Source organism: Mucilaginibacter sp. A5337 (assembly GCF_059690695.1).
In genome coordinates this window covers 68185-85887 of the sequence record NZ_JCAWEC010000006.1, presented here as the reverse complement: position 1 = coordinate 85887, position 17703 = coordinate 68185, and the positions used below count along the sequence as shown (strand labels likewise).

The window sequence follows — 17703 nt, the reverse complement described above, 5'->3', positions numbered from 1 at the left end:
CCTATTGACAATTAAATAGTTTATTAACCATAACCAATTGTAGCCATGCCTGACGAGCCAAAAAGTACTGAAAATCAGTTTACCTATGATGCCATAGTTATAGGCTCGGGTATTAGCGGGGGCTGGGCAGCGAAGGAGCTTTGCGAACAAGGTTTAAAAACGCTTGTACTTGAACGCGGCCGGGACGTGCAGCATATCAAGGATTACCCCACAGCAACCATGGATCCCTGGGAGTTTAAACACCGGGGGGAGATGACGAAGGCTTTTTTGAAAGAAAACCCATTGATTAGTCGTGCTGCGGGTTATGGCGAGGATGATGCCCATTTCTTTGTAAAAGATAAAGATCATCCCTACATACAGGAAAAACCTTTCGACTGGATCCGCGGTTACCAGGTTGGCGGTAAGTCGCTTACATGGGGCAGGGCTTGTCAACGCTGGAGCAAATATGAGTTTGAAAACCCGGCACGTTTTGGTTATGGCATTGAGTGGCCTATTGGTTATGATGACGTGGCGCCATGGTATTCGCATGTAGAAAAGTTTATAGGCGTTTGCGGTAACAAGGACGGTATTGAAGCAATGCCTGATGGTGAGTTTTTACCGCCCTTTGATATGAACGCGGTGCAGGAACATATCAGCAAAAAGATAAAAGAAAACTATCCCGACAGGCACCTGGTACATGCCCGCTGGGCGCATATCACCGAGCCTAAGCAGATCCATATAGATCAGGGCAGGGTTAAATGCATGGCGCGCAACCTGTGTATGCGCGGTTGTCCCTTTGGTGGCTATTTCAGTTCGGTTAGCTCAACGTTGCCCTGGGCCAAGAAAACGGGGAATCTAACTATACGGCCTTTTTCGGTAGTTCATTCTGTTATTTATGACGAAAAACTTGGTAAAGCTACCGGGGTAAAAGTTATTGATACCAATACTAAAGAGGAGTTTGTATACAAAGCCCGCATCATTTTCATGAATGCTTCGGCATTGAATACCAATCTGATCTTGCTTAATTCTAAATCAAACCGGTTCCCGAACGGGCTCGGCAATGATAATGGTTTGCTGGGCAAATACATCGCTTTTCAAAACTACAGGGCATCGGTAACGGCCGATATGGATGGCTTTTTAGACCGCTATTATTTTGGCCGAAACCCGACCGAGCTGATCCTGGCCAATTATCGCAACCTGCACCAACAGGAAACTGATTATAAAGGCGGCTTCACCACTTTTATGGGCGCTTACCGTAACCGGGGGCCAAAAGAAACAGCCGAAGGTGAATTAGGCGGCGCTTACAAAGATTCGCTTACGGAGCCGGGCGGCTGGAGCGCATATATGTACCTGCAGGGCGAAACAATACCCAAGGCCAGCAATCATGTGCGTTTAAGTCCGGATAAAAAAGATCAATGGGGTATTCCGCTGCTGATCACATCTGTTGAGTATGATGATAACGATGAACGCATGATCAAAGATTTTTTAACCCAGACTGCCGATATGTTTGAAAAAGCCGGATGCTCCAATATTCAAAAGCACGAGAACAAACAGGCACCGGGACTGGATATACATGAAATGGGAGGGGTAAGAATGGGCAAAGATCCCAAAACATCGCTGCTGAACGAGTGGAACCAGCTGCATTTATGTAAAAATGTGTTTGTTACAGATGGTGCTTGTATGACAACTACCGGAAACCAAAGCCCCTCAATTTTGTATATGGCTTTAACTGCCCGTGCTGCTACTTATGCGGTGGGTGAATTTAAAAAGGGAAATATTTAAAACTTACTAATTAAACATAGCACCAATGAACAAGTTATTTTTAATAGCAATAACAGCCGTCGCCATAAGCGGCTGCCATTCATCCACCCCCAAAAACTATAATAACGACAGTACCGTAGTTGCCGATACCAACAAAAAAACGGCAGGCCCAACTTCGGCGTTTGAGCCATTGTTTGATGGTAAAACTACTGATGGCTGGCATGCATACGGTAAACCGGCACCGGGTTTAGCCTGGAAAGCAGAAGATGGGGTGCTGCACCTCGACGCCTCGCAAAAAGGCGACTGGCAAACTAAAAATGGCGGTGATATGGTAAGCAACGAGGAGTATGAAAACTTTGATCTGAAGCTGGAATGGAAGATCTCCAAGGCTGGGAACAGCGGCATTCTGTTCCTTGTTAAGGAAGATACCTCCAAATACAAATACAGCTATTTTACCGGTCCCGAATGCCAGGTTGTCGATAACAAAGAAAACGAAGACGGCAAACTCATCAAACACCGTGCAGGTGATCTGTATGACCTGATCTCCATATCAAAAGAAGTAGTTAAACCTGCCGGAGAATGGAACCAGGTAGAGATTGTTTGCAATAACAGCAAACTTGATTTTACTATCAACGGCGAGCATGTATTGTCAACTACCCTCTGGGACGATAACTGGAAAAAACTGGTAGCGGGCAGTAAATTTAAAGAATGGCCCGATTTCGGCACGTTTAAATCAGGGCACATCGTGTTGCAAGACCATGGTGCTGATGTTTGGTACAGGAATATTGAGATTAAGAAATTGTAGTTTTAGAACCCAGACTTACGAAGTAATTCAAAACTTCGTAAGTCGGTTCTTCCGGTCTTTAATTCCTTGCTTCCTGGCTCCTTACGCTTTGCGTCTTATTTATCTCAGCACCGGCACATTTATATAACTATCATTAAACCATTTTATTTGCAGCGGTTCCTGAGCATCGCGGATAGTTTCATCGCTCACGTTTTTTCCTGTCCCGTAGTTGATCTGTTCAAAAGGGCTTTTGTTGATATTGAGCAGGATCACGATGCGACTGCCTTTGCTGAATTGCCTGCTGGTGATGTATGAGTTGGTAAACGGGATAGTTTCCATTTGCCCCGGCTTTAACAACCTGCGTTTCTCCGGGTTTGTTGCATAACTCGCCCTGCCCATAAAGTAGGTGAGGTAAAAATATTTGCCATCGGGCATTTCCTCAAACATCACCACATGGTAATCCATGTCTTTTTTATTGATGATGGTTTTTAATACGCCCGAAAACGCACCGCTGACAGTAAGCGGCTGGGCGAGCGGATCACTTTTAAAAACAAGGCTGCTGCCGGTGTTCAATGTATCATAAATAAGCTGGTTTAAAAAGTAATAACTGCTGATGCTATCCCGGTTGGCGAAATTGACCCTTTGCGATGCGAAAGCTTTTTTTAATGGTTTAGCAGGATTTAAACGCGAATTATCAAGATAAAACTTTAGGGTATCATTGCTCATTTGGTTGAGCGAGGGTACATGCTTCCATTCGTTGCTACCCATAACTTCAAAGTTGAATTTATCCTTCAGGAAGGCAGGCTTAGGCTTGTGTTTAAAAATATAATCAAACCATTGGTAAATAATTTCGTGAATGTTGATCCTGGCTGCATCATCAATGCGGTAGCCGTTAAAAATGGAATCAGGGTGCCCCTGTGAACCGAAATGCCCATATGGCCCGATGATTACGTAATGATTGGCTTTAGGATTGTATTTCAGATGCTGGCGGTAATAATACATGCCGCCAATTTGCCCGCCATCGTAATAGCCGGTGGTTGTTAAAATGGGTATATTGATATTTGCAAAATCCTTTTTGTATGGGATCATATGCCGCCAGTATTGATCATAGGTAGGGTGCGCCACCCAATGCCCGAACATATGATTAACTCCTCTTCCAGTAAGGCTGTCGAGCGTGTGATATGCTAATCCCGCGTTGTACCATTTCCAATACAACTGGTTCCATTGCGGACTGTTGTAATCTTTTTCGTCCAGGAATTTATTGTTGCTGGTGTAGTATGTCCACGAAAATACGAAGCTCATTTGCACGTTATTGGTCATGGGTACATCAAGGCCCGGCGCTACGGCAGCTGAAGGCACAATGGTTTTAAGTGCGGGATGAAGCTTTTTTGTAGCCGCCCATTGTGTAAAGCCGTTGTAACTTCCACCATACATGCCCACCCGGCCATCGCTCCAGGGTTGTTTGCTAATCCAGTCGATCACCGCATATGCATCGCGGCCATCGGTTTCATAAGCCAGCGGCTCACCTGGGCTGTTCCATTTGCCGCGGGTATAGGCCATTACACCAACATAGCCCCGGTCGGCAGCTTCCTTGGTTTTTAGTGAATCTGTAGGGCGGGCGTAAATAGTGAACTGGAAAATAGCAGGTAGTTTTTCCGTTACCTCTTTTTTACGCGTTGTCATCACGGTTATGAATGCACCATCGCGGGTTTTTAGCAGAACACTATCCCTAAGGTAAGATGCTGTAGCTTTTTTGTTTTGTGCCGATGCTATGCTCCCGAAAATAAGGCATAGCAAGAGCAGGGAGAATAATTTTCTCATTATTTTAGGTGGTTAATATGTGTTTATGACTTTTAGATATGAAAGATTTCTTTCAATATTTTAAGGTTCCCCTCTTGAGAGGGGGCGCTGGGGTAAGAGCGACGGGAGGGGTGTGTTTATGCGTTTGACTTACCAAAGTAGAAACACACCCCTCCACCCCTCTCAAGAGGGGAATCGCACTTTCCCGAGCTTCTTTTATTTAATATTTATCCATGCTCTATTTACTTATCTGCTGCCCATTGCCTGAATTTCACCGATTGCCTTTCGGAAACCTCCAGTTGGGCACCTGTACTGATTGCTATTTTTAAACGGCCATCAACAGTTGTTATAGTTTGTATGTACTGCCTGTTGATGATCTGCGCCCGGTTGATCCTGAAAAATATGCTGCCGTTTAATTTATCCTCCAACTGGTTAAGTGAGCTTTTCAGGAACACATTTTTATCACCAAAAAAGATCCGGGCATAGTTATCCATCGATTCAATTAGGTGCACCGAGCTCCATTGAATAAAATGGTATTGCTGGCGGTCTTTCACAAAGATCTGGCCCGCGGGATCTGCCTTACTCAATCGTTGCCTGGCATGTGCTACGGCTTTTTCAAATCTTTCTTCACGAATTGGCTTTACGAGATAATCAAGCGCACTTACCTCGAAAGCTTTAACAGCATACTGGTCATAGGCCGTGGTAAATACCACCGGCGGGACCTGATCTAAGGATTCCAGTAAATCAAAGCCTGATTTTTCGGGCATCTGGATATCCAAAAAAAGGAGATCAGGTATTTGATCATTTATTATTTTCAGGGCATCATCGGCGTTGGCGGCTTCTCCCATAATTTCAAAATCAGGGTAACCTGCAAGTAGTCGCTTTATTTCACTCCTGGCAGCGCGTTCATCATCAATAATCAAAATCCTTATCTTTTTCATGAAACGGGAATTTTAATGGTTGCTGTTACTATGCCATTGGTTTCGCTGACAGCAAAGCGGGCGAATTCTTTGTACTGTAATTGCAAACGCTCGGTTAGGTTTTTAATACCCAACCCGCCGCTTTCTTCAAGAAGGTTTAACCTGCCGGGATTACTTACGGATATGATCAGATTGTCTTGTTCGTTAATAAGTTGCACTTCAATAAGTCCACCTTGTTTTTGCTGGCCGATGCCATGCTTTATGGCGTTTTCAACAAGCGTTTGGATACTTAGGCGTGGGATAAGCATGGCATTCAATTCATCGCTCGCTCCGATATGATATTGCAACCGCTCTTCAAGCCTGAGTTTTTCCAGTTCGAGGTAATCCTTAACCAGTTCAAGCTCTTCTTTTATGCTGATCATTTGTTTGTCGCCACTGTAAAGAGAGCTCCGCAGCAGATCGGCCAGCAGGTCGATTGCCCGCCTTGCCGATTTAGGATTATCAATAACCAAAGCTTTGATATTATTTAAAGAGTTGAACAAAAAATGCGGATTAAGTTGAGCGGACAGGTTATTAAGCTGAGCGTCTCGGGTGACGATCGCCAGTCGTGCGTTTTCTTTGGCTATATTAATTTCGCGTTTTGCGTAGTGGTATAGATGATAAGCCAGCAGCCAGATCGACATCAATCGTACCCCGGCCACAAAAATGCTATCGCGGTAGAAATCAAAGAAATCACTGAACGCTTCCGAGAACCCCGGTTTAAACCACACCCTGAAAAGGTAAACCTTTGAAATGGTTACAAACAGGTAAACCACCCCTAATAAAAGAACAGTAGGTATCAATCGAGGCAATAGTTTATTAAGTCCGAGGCTTTGCCAGCCTTGTTTTAGGGCGAAGCAACGGTAAAGGTGTGTAATGAGGATATAAACGGCAACATCAGTAGTGAATTGAAGAATACCCAACAACCAGTTAAAGCCCGGCTGATTAAAGCCCGTATACCCCCAATAAAGCGCCGCAACCGACCAGCCAATGAGCTGGCATTTCCAATAAAGTGATATAGTTACCTGTTGTTTCAATTTGCTTGCTGTCCGAATTATTACCAAAGCAACAAAAACTATTATACAGTTAAAAGATAAAGTACATGAGTGCAGGTATTTAGGGGATAAACGCAGGCGGGGGAGAATCAAGACTTTTAGACATAAGAGCCTGGATTGCTATAGCCAGTAAAAGCTTTGGCAGATCTATAAACTTTAATCGGGTTACTTCTTAGGCGCTTTGGGCTTTTTTTCGCGCTTATTGTCAGATATCATTTTTACAATGGTTTTACCATGGCTTAGTTGCATAGCATCTTTAACTTTTGCCAGCGAATTTTGCCAGGCCTCATCAACCAGTTTCTTTACTTCCTGCTGCGGAAATGTTTCAATATCGTTCACCAGCAAATAACGGTACTGCTTACCTTGGCCAATAAGGAGTTTCTGCGGATCGGAAAGTTCTGAGCCCCAGTAAAAGCCAAAATGGGTATTGTAGTTACCCCCACGGTACAGGGCAAAGGAGCAAAATATGTGGCTCATTTTTTCGGTAGGCGACCAGCCCACGGCCAAAGCATTGTAATTGTCATAAATGAGCTCGTTGGCCTGAGGGTACAGATCCCATATAAAATCGCGCAGCCATAAGGCACGCTCCCTCACTTCGGAAGGAAACATTCTCAAAAAGAAAAGCAAATCGGCAACTTCTTCTTTGGGCATATTATAAATATACAACCTTTTTATTTGTAAGTAATAATAAGCTTTATATAACAGTAAGTTAAAGAGGGCGTTATTGATCTGTTTTCCTTTTTTAAATATTCATAGGCTTCGGCTTTAAGCTTCGTCAATATCCGGGCCTTTGATCTTGTCGCGGTCAACGCCGCCTTCAAGCGATAGTAAAAATGCAGGTAGTAGTGTCAGATTGCTTATCATCGCTACCAATAAGGTAATAGATAACAGTACACCCAGGGCAACGGTGCCGCCAAATTTTGATATAGCGAAAATGCCGAAACCAAAAAACAAAACAGTGGCAATGAAGATCATGCTCACCCCGGTTTCGCGAATGGTGTCTGAAACTATTTGCGATATGCCTTTTTTGCTGTGGCGCAACTCATGGCGGTAACGGGTAATGAAGTAAATAGTTTGGTCGGACGAGATCCCCATCGCTATACTGAAAATCAATATGGTTGATGGTTTAAGCGGAATGCCGAAAAAGCCCATAATGCCTGCGGTTATAACCAGAGGGATTATATTGGGTACCAACGATATGGCAATCATTTTTATGCCCCTGAAAAGAATCCACATTACGCCTGCAATAAGCACAATAGCCCAGGCCAGGCTTTCATACAGGTTTTTCAACAGGTAATTGGTGCCCTTTATAAATATAATGCTCGAGCCGGTAAGTTCAACATGAAATTTCTTCGGGTTAAAAATAGAATCAATACGTGGCTGTAATTCGGCCAGTACGGTATTCATTTTTTTTGAACCTGCATCAACCATTTCGAAGGTAACACGGGTCACGCGGTGGGTACTGTCGAGATAGGTTTTCAGTAAGCCGCTTGTGCCTTTGCCCGAATTGCCTGCATAGTTGAGGATAAAGTTTTGCTCTAATCCGTCGGGCAGGCGGTAATACTCCGGGCTGCCGCCATAAAACGCCTGTGTGCTGAATTTCAAAACCTGGATCAATGATACCGAGCGGCTGAATTGCGGATAGGAAGAAATTAGTTTTTCCAGTTTCTCTACCTTGCGGATAGTGGCCAAATTCATTACCCCGTTTTTGCGTTTGGTATCGATACTAACTTCCAAAGGAAGTACCCCGTTAAAATTCGATTCGAAAAATTTAAGATCATGCAGGGTGTTGTTGCTTTGGGGCAGATCGTCAACCACATATCCATTGATATTAATCCGCACCATACCAACAATGGCGATAATAACCAATATTGCGGTAGTTAAATAAATGGCTTTACGTTTGGTATGCACCAATTTATCTAAAGTGGCCAGCAGACCATCCATCAACTTGCTGTCTTTAATACCGGTTTGGCTTGCCTTTGGTGCCGGCAGAAAACTGAAAATGATGGGGACTAATATAAGGCTCAGCGCGAAAGTCCCCATGATCCCGATTGAAGCTATCAAGCCAAACTGGGTAAGTAACTCACTGTTGGTAAAGCATAATACGCCAAAGCCTATGGCCGTGGTAACATTGGCTATAAAGGTGGTGATCCCGGCACGCTCCACGGCAACCTCCAAAGCGGCCATTTTATTACCGCCGATGCCATACTCATGAAAATATTTATTGAGGATGAATACACAGTTGGGGATCCCGATCACCACAATAAGCGGAGGGATGATGCCGGTTAAAAGTGTCATCTCATAATGCATCATTTGCAACACGCCAAGACTGAATATTACACCCAATATCACGATCAGCACCGGGAAAATAACCGGAAATACCGAGCGAAAAAACAGCAAAAGGATAAGCGCAGTAATAACCACCGAAAGGCTCAGAAATAACGAAAACTCGTGGGCTACCAGGTCGCCAACCACGGTACGGATAAGCGGTAAGCCAGAATAGTGTACTTTGATATTATGCTTGTTTTCAAACGCCTGCCCAAGCTGATCTATCTTTTTAATAATAGGTACGCGGAAAGGTGTGTTAATGATCTTATCATCAAAAGTGATGGCCATCAGGGTGCTTTGGCCATCATTACTTACAATTAGTCCCTTATAAAAAGGCATGGATGTAAGCTGTTGCTTTACACTATCAACAGCAGCTTTGGTTTGCAGCGGGCCGTTAACCAAAGGTTTGAGCACAAATTTATGCTGAAGGGTATCTTTTTGCAGATTATAGATATTGGCAGCCGAGATTACGGCCTTAATCCCTTTTATTTTCTTTAGTTGCTCGCCAATCTGGTACCAATCGTTAAAAACATCTTTATCAAAAATATTGGGCGACTTAATACCGATAACCATCGATGAGGCATCCTGCCCAAAGGTTTTCTTAAATTCTGCATAGCGGATAAATGCCGAATCGGTAACCGGAAGTACCTTGCCGCCATTGAAGGTTATTTTTACCTTCGAAGCTTCATAACCCATAAAAGCGCTTAGCGCCAAAACGCAAATAAAAATTATCAGCCTGTTTTTAAGAATTGCAGAAGCTATATGTTTCCAGAACATTATTAACGATATAAGAGAGGCGCAAAACTACGAAAATTGCGCTATCTGCCTATTAATGATAGTGATAATGTGACAAAGAATTAACGGGTAATGCGTTACATTTTGGTTAAAAGATTTGTATACCGTATTAGTGTTCAATTTTTTTAGGTGTGAACACTTGCGCTTGTTTTTGAAATGAACATTACTGATAATCAGCAAGTTGTGTTTTGCTGAATTGGGTGTTTTTGATGATTTGAACAGATTGTTGTTGATAGTCAGTTATTTATGTTTTTTGGAACAAAAAAGTTGAACACCCATTTTTTTAAAAGTTGAACACTTATGTTGACAACACCAACAACGAGGTAAGCCCGAATATAACACCTATCCATACTTGTGCGTAAACTTTGTATTTTTGAACATGAAAAGGTTGATGCGCAGTTTTGGTTTTGCGTTTAAGGGTTTAGGATATGCGGCTCAAACTCAGCCCAATTTCAGGTTCCATTTGGTGGCGGGTTCAATTGCCCTGATCCTTGGCTTCCTTTTTCAGCTCTCAACCGCCGAATGGCTTTGGCTTATGGCCAGCATCGCTATTGTGCTCATCGCCGAACTGCTCAATACTTCAATTGAAACATTAACCGACCTCGTTTCGCCTACATATAATGAAAAAGCGGGTCATGTAAAAGATGTGGCTGCCGGTGCCGTTGTTGTGGCTGCGCTATTTGCGCTGATAACAGGGATCATTATCTTTTTACCGAAGATCATTTTAGCGTTAGAAAGATATGCTGCATAAAACCCGTGGCATCATATTCCGCGCTACCGATTATGGCGAAAGCAGCGTGATCGTCCAGATCTTTACCGAAAAGTTTGGACTACAATCATACATTATCAATGGTGCTAAAAAGCCAAAAGCTAAGATTAGCAGGAACATGCTGCAGCCCCTGCACCTGCTTGATCTGGTGGTTTATCATAAAAATACCGGTAGTGTACAGCGCATCTCCGAACTAAAAAATGCACCGGTATTGCTTGATATTCCTTATGATGTTATAAAAAGTTGCATAGCTATATTTTTAAACGAGGTGTTGTATAAAGCGATAAAGCAGCAATCGCCTGATGAAAACCTGTTCGATTTTATTTTCAGCGCTATTGAGTGGCTCGATCATCAAACCGAAAGCGTGGCTAACTTTCACCTGGTATTTTTAACCCGCCTAACCCGCTATCTCGGTTTTTACCCCGATCGCTACATGGCTGGTGAAGCCGATTATTTCGACATAAAAAACGGGCAGTTTACTCGATACAAACCCGAAAGTGTTTCATACCTGTCGCCCCCGCATACCCAAAACTTTGGATTAGTGTTGCAAACCGGCTTTGAAGACATGCAGCTGCTTAAGCTGAGCAATGATGAACGCCGATACCTGGTACAAAAGCTTTTGGAATATTATGCCATGCATATAGAAGGTTTCGGCAACATCAAATCGGCCGATGTGCTGGAAGAGGTGTTGGCGTAGCGTAATTTTATTGTAATGCTTTTGCGTTAGCGATAGTAGCGGATACCGGCCGTGAGCGCAATGCCTGCAGGCGTATGAGCGGATAGCGCGGGCCGGAGGTAACGCCCTGAACAAGATTAAAAGATGTCATTACTTCGTGGCTCACACAACCGTCGCGAGTATGCAGCGCCGGGCAAAGCGTGGCGTACTCGTAACTTTTTAGCCAATTTGGAATTTGCAGAAAAGTCACGAGTACCCCAAAGCACTCAGCCTCTCCCTGCATACCCGAGCCAGAATATAGTTTTCTAACCCATAGCTTTATTGCCCCCCTCCATCCATATTCTTTATCCTTTCATCGATAAAACTTGCTATTGTAAAACTTAATTTTTACTATTGTGTAATAATGACACAAAGAGTGTGATTTCACAACGGTCATTATAGCCAATCAGCCCCTTTAACCTATTTATTTTTTAAACATGAGAATGAGCTACAAATTACACGTTGCTTTAGCGGGTGTTTTATTTGCCGGTGGCATCCACCAGGCAGTACAGGCCCAAAGCAAAAGCCCCGCACCACAATTAAGCGCAACAAACGTAAAGCAGATTGTTGCTGCCATGACACTCGAAGAAAAATCGAAGCTTGTTGTGGGAATGGGTTTTAAGATGCCTGGAGTGCCCCCTCCTTCAAAGGATAAAAAGAACGAGCCAATTGATATCGGCGGTTTTAAATTGCCGCCTTCTGATCCGGATGCTTATAATATTCCCGAAAAAGTGCCCGGAGCTGCCGGTCGCACCCATGCTATTGCCCGTTTAGGCATTCCGTCAATTACGGTGTCTGATGGTCCGGCTGGGTTGAGGATAGAACCTATCCGCAATGGTGATAAATCAAAAACATATTACGCTACGGCTTTCCCGGTGGCTACTTTATTGGCCTCAACCTGGGATACACAACTTGTAAACAAGGTAGGTATTGCCTTTGGTAACGAGGTGCGCGAGTATGGTGTTGATATTTTGCTTGCGCCCGGTATGAACATTCACCGTAACCCACTTGGTGGCCGTAATTTTGAATATTATTCTGAAGATCCGCTGGTTGCCGGCAGCATGACCGCTGCCATTGTTAATGGTATCGAATCAAACGGGGTGGGTACTTCTATTAAGCATTATGCTGCTAATAACCAGGAAACCAACCGTAACTCTATCAATACTATTGTAAGTGAGCGTGCCATGCGTGAAATATACCTGCGTGGTTTTGAATTAGCGGTAAAAAAAGCGCAGCCATGGACGGTGATGTCGTCATATAATAAACTGAACGGCACTTTTACATCCGAAAGGAGAGACCTGCTTACTACCATTCTTAAAAAAGAATGGGGCTTTAAGGGTTTTGTCATGACCGATTGGTTTGGCGGCAAAGATGCCGTAGCGCAGATGAAAGCCGGCAACGACCTGCTGATGCCAGGTAACCCAACCCAATCTGAAGATATAGTAGCTGCGGTAAAAAGCGGTAAGCTTAGTGCACAACAGCTTGATGCCAATGTGGAGCGCATCCTGAACGTGATTATACAATCGCCTACCTTTAAAAAATATAAATACTCGGATGCACCGGACCTGGTGGCTCATGCCGCTGTGGCCCGTGAAGCTGCGGCCCAGGGTATGGTACTTCTAAAAAATGACGATCATGCGCTACCTTTTGGTGCGGGTAAAAGGATAGCTGTTTTCGGTAATACTTCATATGATATTATTGCAGGAGGTACCGGAAGTGGCGACGTGAATAAGGCATACACTATTTCATTAATGCAGGGCCTTGCTAATGCCAACTTTAAGCTGAAGGAAACGCTTTCAAATAATTACAAAGCATATCTTACAGATATGAAGGCCAAACAGCCAAAACCTAAAAACTTCTTCGATCACCCGGCACCAATCCCCGAAATGGATGTGAACGCCATTGTGGCCGATGAAGCAAATGGTGCTGATGAAGCGCTGATCACGATAGGCCGTAACGCAGGTGAAGGCGCCGACCGCAAACTGGAAAGCGATTATTATTTGAACGATGCTGAAAAAGGATTGATCAGCGGTGTTGCCAACGCTTTTCATGCAAAAGGCAAAAAGGTAATTGTTGTACTTAACGTAGGTGGTGTCGTTGATGTTACCTCCTGGCGCGATAAGGTTGACGGGATCTTATTAGCCTGGCAGCCTGGACTGGAAGCCGGTAATGCTATTGCCGATGTGCTGAGCGGTAAAGTAAACCCATCAGGTAAACTGGCAACCACTTTCCCTGCCGATTATAAAGACGTGCCATCGGCAAATAATTTCCCTGGTACGCCCGAAGGCAAGCCTACCCAGGTTATTTATGAAGAGGGTATTTATGTGGGCTACCGTTATTACGATGCCGCTAAAGTTACCCCGGCTTATGAGTTTGGCTACGGCTTGTCGTACACCAATTTTAAGTTCAGCGATCTGAAATTAAGCGCAAAGGTTTTCAAAAACGTGATCACCGCTACTGTGACTGTTAAAAATACCGGAGAAGTTGCAGGTAAAGAAGTTGTGCAGTTATACCTTGCTGCCCCTAAAAAGGATCTGGACAAACCAGAGGATGAGCTGAAAGCTTTCGGCAAAACCAAACTATTGGCACCGGGCCAATCGCAAACGTTAACGTTTACCATTAAAGCAGCAGACCTGGCCTCGTTTTATACCGACAGGCAGGCCTGGATAGCCGATGAAGGAAGCTATAAGGTGAAAATAGGTTCATCATCGCGCAAAATTGAAAAAACAGCATCTTTTAGCCTCGCTAAAGATATCACTGTTGAAAAAGTAAACAAGGCGCTGGTACCCGAACAAACTATAAACGAACTGAAACTAAAGTAAAACCAACCGGCCTCTGCAATTTTTTTGCAGGGGCTTTTTTTCTTTAACCCGAATCATGAATGATCATGGCCAAACCAATTAAACTGATAACCCTGCTGGCCCTGCTGCCCGCAACCGCAGCTGTCGCGCAAACTAAGTGGACAGAAAGAAAAGCAGGCGATATTGCTTTTGTAACCAATGCGGGCGGACAAAACTTAGGTTACTCCACCACATCCGGCGTAAAAATATTAACTGTTGATGGACTTGCTTTTAAAGACCTGAACAGGAACGGCAAGCTTGATAAATATGAAGACTGGCGCCTGCCGGTTGATGAACGCGCTAAAGACCTCGCCTCAAAAATGAGCGTTGAGCAAATAGCAGGGCTGATGCTGTACAGCCGTCACCAGCCTATCCCGGCGGCAGCGGGTGGTCCATTCGCGGGGACTTATAATAACAAGGTTTTTGCCGAAAGTGGTGCTAAAGCTTCTGATCTTTCCGATCAGCAAAAACAATTTTTAGCTAAGGATAATGTAAGGCATGTACTGGTAACGTCGGTGCAAAGCCCGGAAATAGCCGCACAATGGAATAACAATGCCCAGGCTTTTGTGGAAGGACTGGGTTTGGGTATTCCCAACAATAACAGTTCTGATCCGCGGCATGGTACCGTGGCTACCGCCGAATATAATGCCGGTGCAGGAGGGGCTATTTCTATGTGGCCGGGATCGCTCGGATTGGCCGCGACTTTTGATCCTGAAGTGGTAAAAAACTTCGGCCATATAGCTGCACAGGAATACAGGGCCTTGGGTATTTCAACGGCGCTTTCGCCGCAGGTTGATATCGCTACGGATCCGCGCTGGGCGCGTGTAAGCGGTACTTTTGGCGAGGACCCGCAATTAGCTGCCGATATGGCCCGCGCCTATATTGATGGATTCCAGACTTCAGAAGCTGAAAAGGAAATAAAGAATGGCTGGGGTTACAACAGTGTAAATGCTATGGTGAAGCACTGGCCAGGCGGTGGTGCCGGAGAGGGTGGGCGTGATGCGCATTATGCTTATGGCAAATACGCCGTTTATCCGGGTAATAATTTTAAACAACACCTGATCCCTTTTACCGAGGGTGCATTTAAGCTGCAAGGTAAAACCGGTATGGCCGCGGCGGTGATGCCTTATTATACCATTTCCTATAACCAGGATCCCAAAAACCACGAAAACGTAGCCAATAACTATAACTCCTATATCATTAACGACCTGCTTCGCAAAAAATATAAATATGATGGCGTGGTATGTACCGATTGGCTGGTTACCGGCGATGAAACCACGGTTGATTCGTTCCTTTCGGGCAAATCATGGGGTGTTGAAGGGCTTTCTATTGCACAGCGTCATTACAAAGTGCTGATGGCCGGTGTTGACCAGTTTGGAGGTAATAACGAGGTGGCCCCGGTTACTGAGGCCTACCAGATTGGCGTAAAAGAGCATGGTGAAGCATTTATGCGGGCAAGATTTGAGCAGTCGGCAGTGAGGCTGCTGCGCAATATTTTCAGGACTGGCTTGTTCGAAAACCCTTACCTGGAACCTGAAGTTTCCAAACAAGTTGTGGGTAAGCCTGAGTTTATGGATGCCGGTTACCAGGCGCAGCTTAAATCGATAGTGATGCTGAAAAACAAGGCTAATATTTTGCCTTTGCAAAGCGGCAAAACGGTGTATGTGCCAAAGAAATTTACACCAGCAGGCAGAAACTTTTTAGGGATGGAAACACCCGAAAAGCTGGAATATCCTGTAAATATGGAAACGGTTAAAAAATATTTTAAAGTGACCGACAATCCTGATGAGGCCGATTATGCATTAGTATTTATTGCCAGCCCCAACAGCGGCGGCGGTTACAACAGCGCCGACGCTAAAAACGGAGGAACAGGTTATGTGCCGGTTAACCTGCAATATGGTGCGTACACGGCTACCGACGCCCGTGCAACCAGCATAGCAGGCGGCGATCCATTGGAGAAATTTACCAACCGGACATACAAGGGCAAATCAAGCACGGCTATTAATGTTACTGATTTAGCTATGGTTACCGATACCTATGCCAAAATGAAAGGCAAGCCGGTTATTGTATCTGTTAATGTGAGTAACCCGATGGTGTTTGCCGAATTTGAAAAGGATGCCAACGCCATTGTTGTTGATTTTGGTGTGCAAGGTCAGGCCTCGCTTGATATCATGACCGGTAAAGCCGAACCATCGGCATTATTGCCGTTACAGATGCCTGTTGATATGAAAGCCGTTGAAGCTCAATTTGAAGATGTACCGCATGATATGAAATGCTATGTTGATGAACAGGGTAATAAATATGATTTTGGTTTCGGCTTAAACTGGAAGGGCGTTATTAAAGACGGGCGCGTGGATAAGTATGTGAAGAGTGTGGTGAAGCCGTAAGCAGGTTGTTTAAAAAAATATTTTTAACGTAGAGACGCATATTTGCGTTTCATCGCTACCGCAAGCGTCCTCGCTTGTGGGCATCATGTTGAGTTATGCAAGCGGTTTGCTCATTAAACGCGGGCCACAAGCGAGGACGCTTGCGGTAGCAGCAGGATTAACATGCAGTATTTTGATGTAGAGGCGCATAATTGCGTCTCCCGTAGGACATGCCGTATGATGATCTATCGTAGCTTGCAAGCGGGAGACGCAATTATGCGTCTCTACGTTGACGGGCAATTTTATTTCACAACCCGTTTGGCATTATCCTTTACAAAAGTATCCCAGCCGGAATAAGATTTTTTAGAACCTGCCTTACCAATACCCGAGCCCGTTGGGATCCGTTGAAATGAATGACAAACGGCAACCGCCAAACCATCGGTAGCATCCAAAAAATCGGGAGTTTCTTTGAATTTTAACAGGCTTTGCAGCATGGCTGCAACCTGTTCTTTGGTAGCGCTGCCGTTACCGGTTATGGATTGTTTGATTTTACGGGGAGCATATTCGGTGATCTCTACATTACGCGATAATGCTGCGGCTATCGCCATGCCCTGTGCACGACCCAATTTAAGCATCACCTGTATATTTTTACCATAAAAGGGAGCCTCGATAGCCAGGCAATCGGGGTGGTAGTTATCGATGAGGGCAACCGTTTTTTCGAAGATGCGCTGCAGCTTAAGCATATGATCGTCGGTGGTAGGCATTTTTACTACCCCCATAGCCAGCAGCTCAATTTTAGGACCGGTTTCCTTAAGCAGGCCGTAACCCATAACCGCTGTTCCCGGGTCGATGCCTAAAATGATTCTCTCCTTTAAATTTACCGCCTGCTGCATAGGCTCAAAGGTAATTAATCAAACTAAATTATTTAGCAAAACATCCATGTATTCTTCCCGGGATATCATCCTGGCTCCCATCGATTCGAGGTGGTCAGTATGTACCTGACAGTCGACAAGCTTATAAAGCCCGGTATTGCACAGATAAATGAGCGCGGTTTTTGAGGCATTGCTAACCCGGCTAAACATACTTTCGCCGCAAAAAACGCCACCAACGTGTACGCCGTAAAGGCCGCCGACCAGCTTATCATCCAGCCATACCTCAACAGAGTGTGCATAACCTTCCTGGTGCAGGCGGTTATAGGCAGCTATCATATCAGGCACTATCCAGGTGCCGTCCTGTCCCTCACGCGGAGCGGTTGAACAGGCTGTTATAACCTCATTAAAACAGGTATCAACCGTAACCCTCAATTTGTCCGACCGTAACACTTGCCGCATGGATTTGGATACTTTTAACTCGTCGGGATATAATACAAAACGCTCATGGGGCGAATACCACAGGATCGGGGTATCATCACTATACCAGGGGAAAATGCCGTTTCGATAGGCCAGCAACAAGCGCTCGGTGCTCAGGTCGCCGCCAACAGCCAAAAGCCCGTCTGGTTCGGCCAGATCGGGCTTTGGAAATATTAAATGTTCGTCGAGCCTGAATATCATCA

The 17703-nt window shown here is 44.7% G+C and carries 14 protein-coding genes; 6 read left to right on the top strand and 8 right to left on the bottom strand.

Annotated elements, in window-relative coordinates; translation table 11 throughout:
- Nucleotides 1–45: 45 nt before the first annotated feature.
- Together AC59JO_RS20645 and AC59JO_RS20640 are read left to right on the top strand one after the other, a co-directional pair.
- Entirely contained in the window at nucleotides 46–1761 is a 1716-nt protein-coding gene (locus tag AC59JO_RS20645; RefSeq protein ID WP_497307658.1) for a GMC oxidoreductase, read from the top strand.
- A gap of 25 nt (nucleotides 1762–1786) precedes the next feature.
- Nucleotides 1787–2545 carry a 3-keto-disaccharide hydrolase gene (locus AC59JO_RS20640; protein ID WP_413670793.1) on the top strand — a complete coding sequence of 253 codons (759 nt, stop codon included), beginning with the start codon at nucleotides 1787–1789 and terminating at the stop codon, nucleotides 2543–2545.
- A gap of 99 nt (nucleotides 2546–2644) precedes the next feature.
- Here the strand turns inward: AC59JO_RS20640 and AC59JO_RS20635 are convergent, their stop codons facing one another.
- The 5 genes from AC59JO_RS20635 to AC59JO_RS20615 all read right to left on the bottom strand — a co-directional run bounded on the left by AC59JO_RS20635 (nucleotide 2645) and on the right by AC59JO_RS20615 (nucleotide 9443).
- Nucleotides 2645–4345, bottom strand: a complete 1701-nt coding sequence (locus AC59JO_RS20635) for a CocE/NonD family hydrolase (protein WP_497307656.1) — start codon at nucleotides 4343–4345, stop codon at nucleotides 2645–2647.
- 221 nt (nucleotides 4346–4566) lie between these two features.
- Entirely contained in the window at nucleotides 4567–5265 is a 699-nt protein-coding gene (locus AC59JO_RS20630; protein ID WP_497307654.1) for a LytR/AlgR family response regulator transcription factor, read from the bottom strand.
- Entirely contained in the window at nucleotides 5262–6320 is a 1059-nt protein-coding gene (locus AC59JO_RS20625; RefSeq protein WP_413670796.1) for a sensor histidine kinase, read from the bottom strand. Before AC59JO_RS20625 ends, AC59JO_RS20630 begins: the two co-directional genes overlap by 4 nt.
- Nucleotides 6321–6503: 183 nt before the next feature.
- Nucleotides 6504–6989: a hypothetical protein gene (locus tag AC59JO_RS20620; RefSeq protein ID WP_413670797.1), complete on the bottom strand. Its 486-nt coding sequence runs from the start codon at nucleotides 6987–6989 to the stop codon at nucleotides 6504–6506.
- 114 nt (nucleotides 6990–7103) lie between these two features.
- The gene (locus AC59JO_RS20615) at nucleotides 7104–9443 is read right to left on the bottom strand and encodes an efflux RND transporter permease subunit (protein ID WP_497307651.1); all 2340 of its coding nucleotides are present in this window, start codon (nucleotides 9441–9443) and stop codon (nucleotides 7104–7106) included.
- 397 nt (nucleotides 9444–9840) lie between these two features.
- Here AC59JO_RS20615 and AC59JO_RS20610 point away from each other — a divergent pair, with 397 nt between their 5' ends.
- Together AC59JO_RS20610 and recO are read left to right on the top strand one after the other, a co-directional pair.
- Nucleotides 9841–10212: a diacylglycerol kinase family protein gene (locus AC59JO_RS20610; RefSeq protein ID WP_413670799.1), complete on the top strand. Its 372-nt coding sequence runs from the start codon at nucleotides 9841–9843 to the stop codon at nucleotides 10210–10212.
- Nucleotides 10202–10927: a DNA repair protein RecO gene (gene recO, locus AC59JO_RS20605; protein WP_497307649.1), complete on the top strand. Its 726-nt coding sequence runs from the start codon at nucleotides 10202–10204 to the stop codon at nucleotides 10925–10927. The genes AC59JO_RS20610 and recO overlap by 11 nt, the downstream gene beginning before the upstream one ends.
- A 7-nt stretch (nucleotides 10928–10934) precedes the next feature.
- On the opposite strand, the gene AC59JO_RS20600 is transcribed toward recO, so the two are convergent.
- Nucleotides 10935–11057, bottom strand: coding sequence for a hypothetical protein (locus tag AC59JO_RS20600; RefSeq protein WP_497307647.1), 123 nt, complete (start codon nucleotides 11055–11057; stop codon nucleotides 10935–10937).
- Nucleotides 11058–11388: 331 nt separating this feature from the next.
- Between AC59JO_RS20600 and AC59JO_RS20595 the strand changes: the two genes are divergently transcribed.
- Both AC59JO_RS20595 and AC59JO_RS20590 read left to right on the top strand, forming a co-directional pair.
- A complete protein-coding gene (locus AC59JO_RS20595; RefSeq protein WP_497307645.1) occupies nucleotides 11389–13767 on the top strand; it encodes a glycoside hydrolase family 3 C-terminal domain-containing protein in 2379 nt (792 codons plus the stop codon).
- A gap of 65 nt (nucleotides 13768–13832) precedes the next feature.
- Nucleotides 13833–16172, top strand: coding sequence for a glycoside hydrolase family 3 protein (locus tag AC59JO_RS20590; RefSeq protein WP_497307643.1), 2340 nt, complete (start codon nucleotides 13833–13835; stop codon nucleotides 16170–16172).
- Nucleotides 16173–16453: 281 nt separating this feature from the next.
- Here AC59JO_RS20590 and ruvC read toward each other — a convergent pair whose 3' ends face one another.
- Complete coding sequence (gene ruvC, locus AC59JO_RS20585) at nucleotides 16454–17044, bottom strand: crossover junction endodeoxyribonuclease RuvC (RefSeq protein WP_497307641.1); 591 nt, start codon at nucleotides 17042–17044, stop codon at nucleotides 16454–16456.
- A gap of 18 nt (nucleotides 17045–17062) precedes the next feature.
- The gene (gene aat / locus AC59JO_RS20580; RefSeq protein ID WP_413670804.1) at nucleotides 17063–17701 is read right to left on the bottom strand and encodes a leucyl/phenylalanyl-tRNA--protein transferase; all 639 of its coding nucleotides are present in this window, start codon (nucleotides 17699–17701) and stop codon (nucleotides 17063–17065) included.
- Nucleotides 17702–17703: the final 2 nt, after the last annotated feature.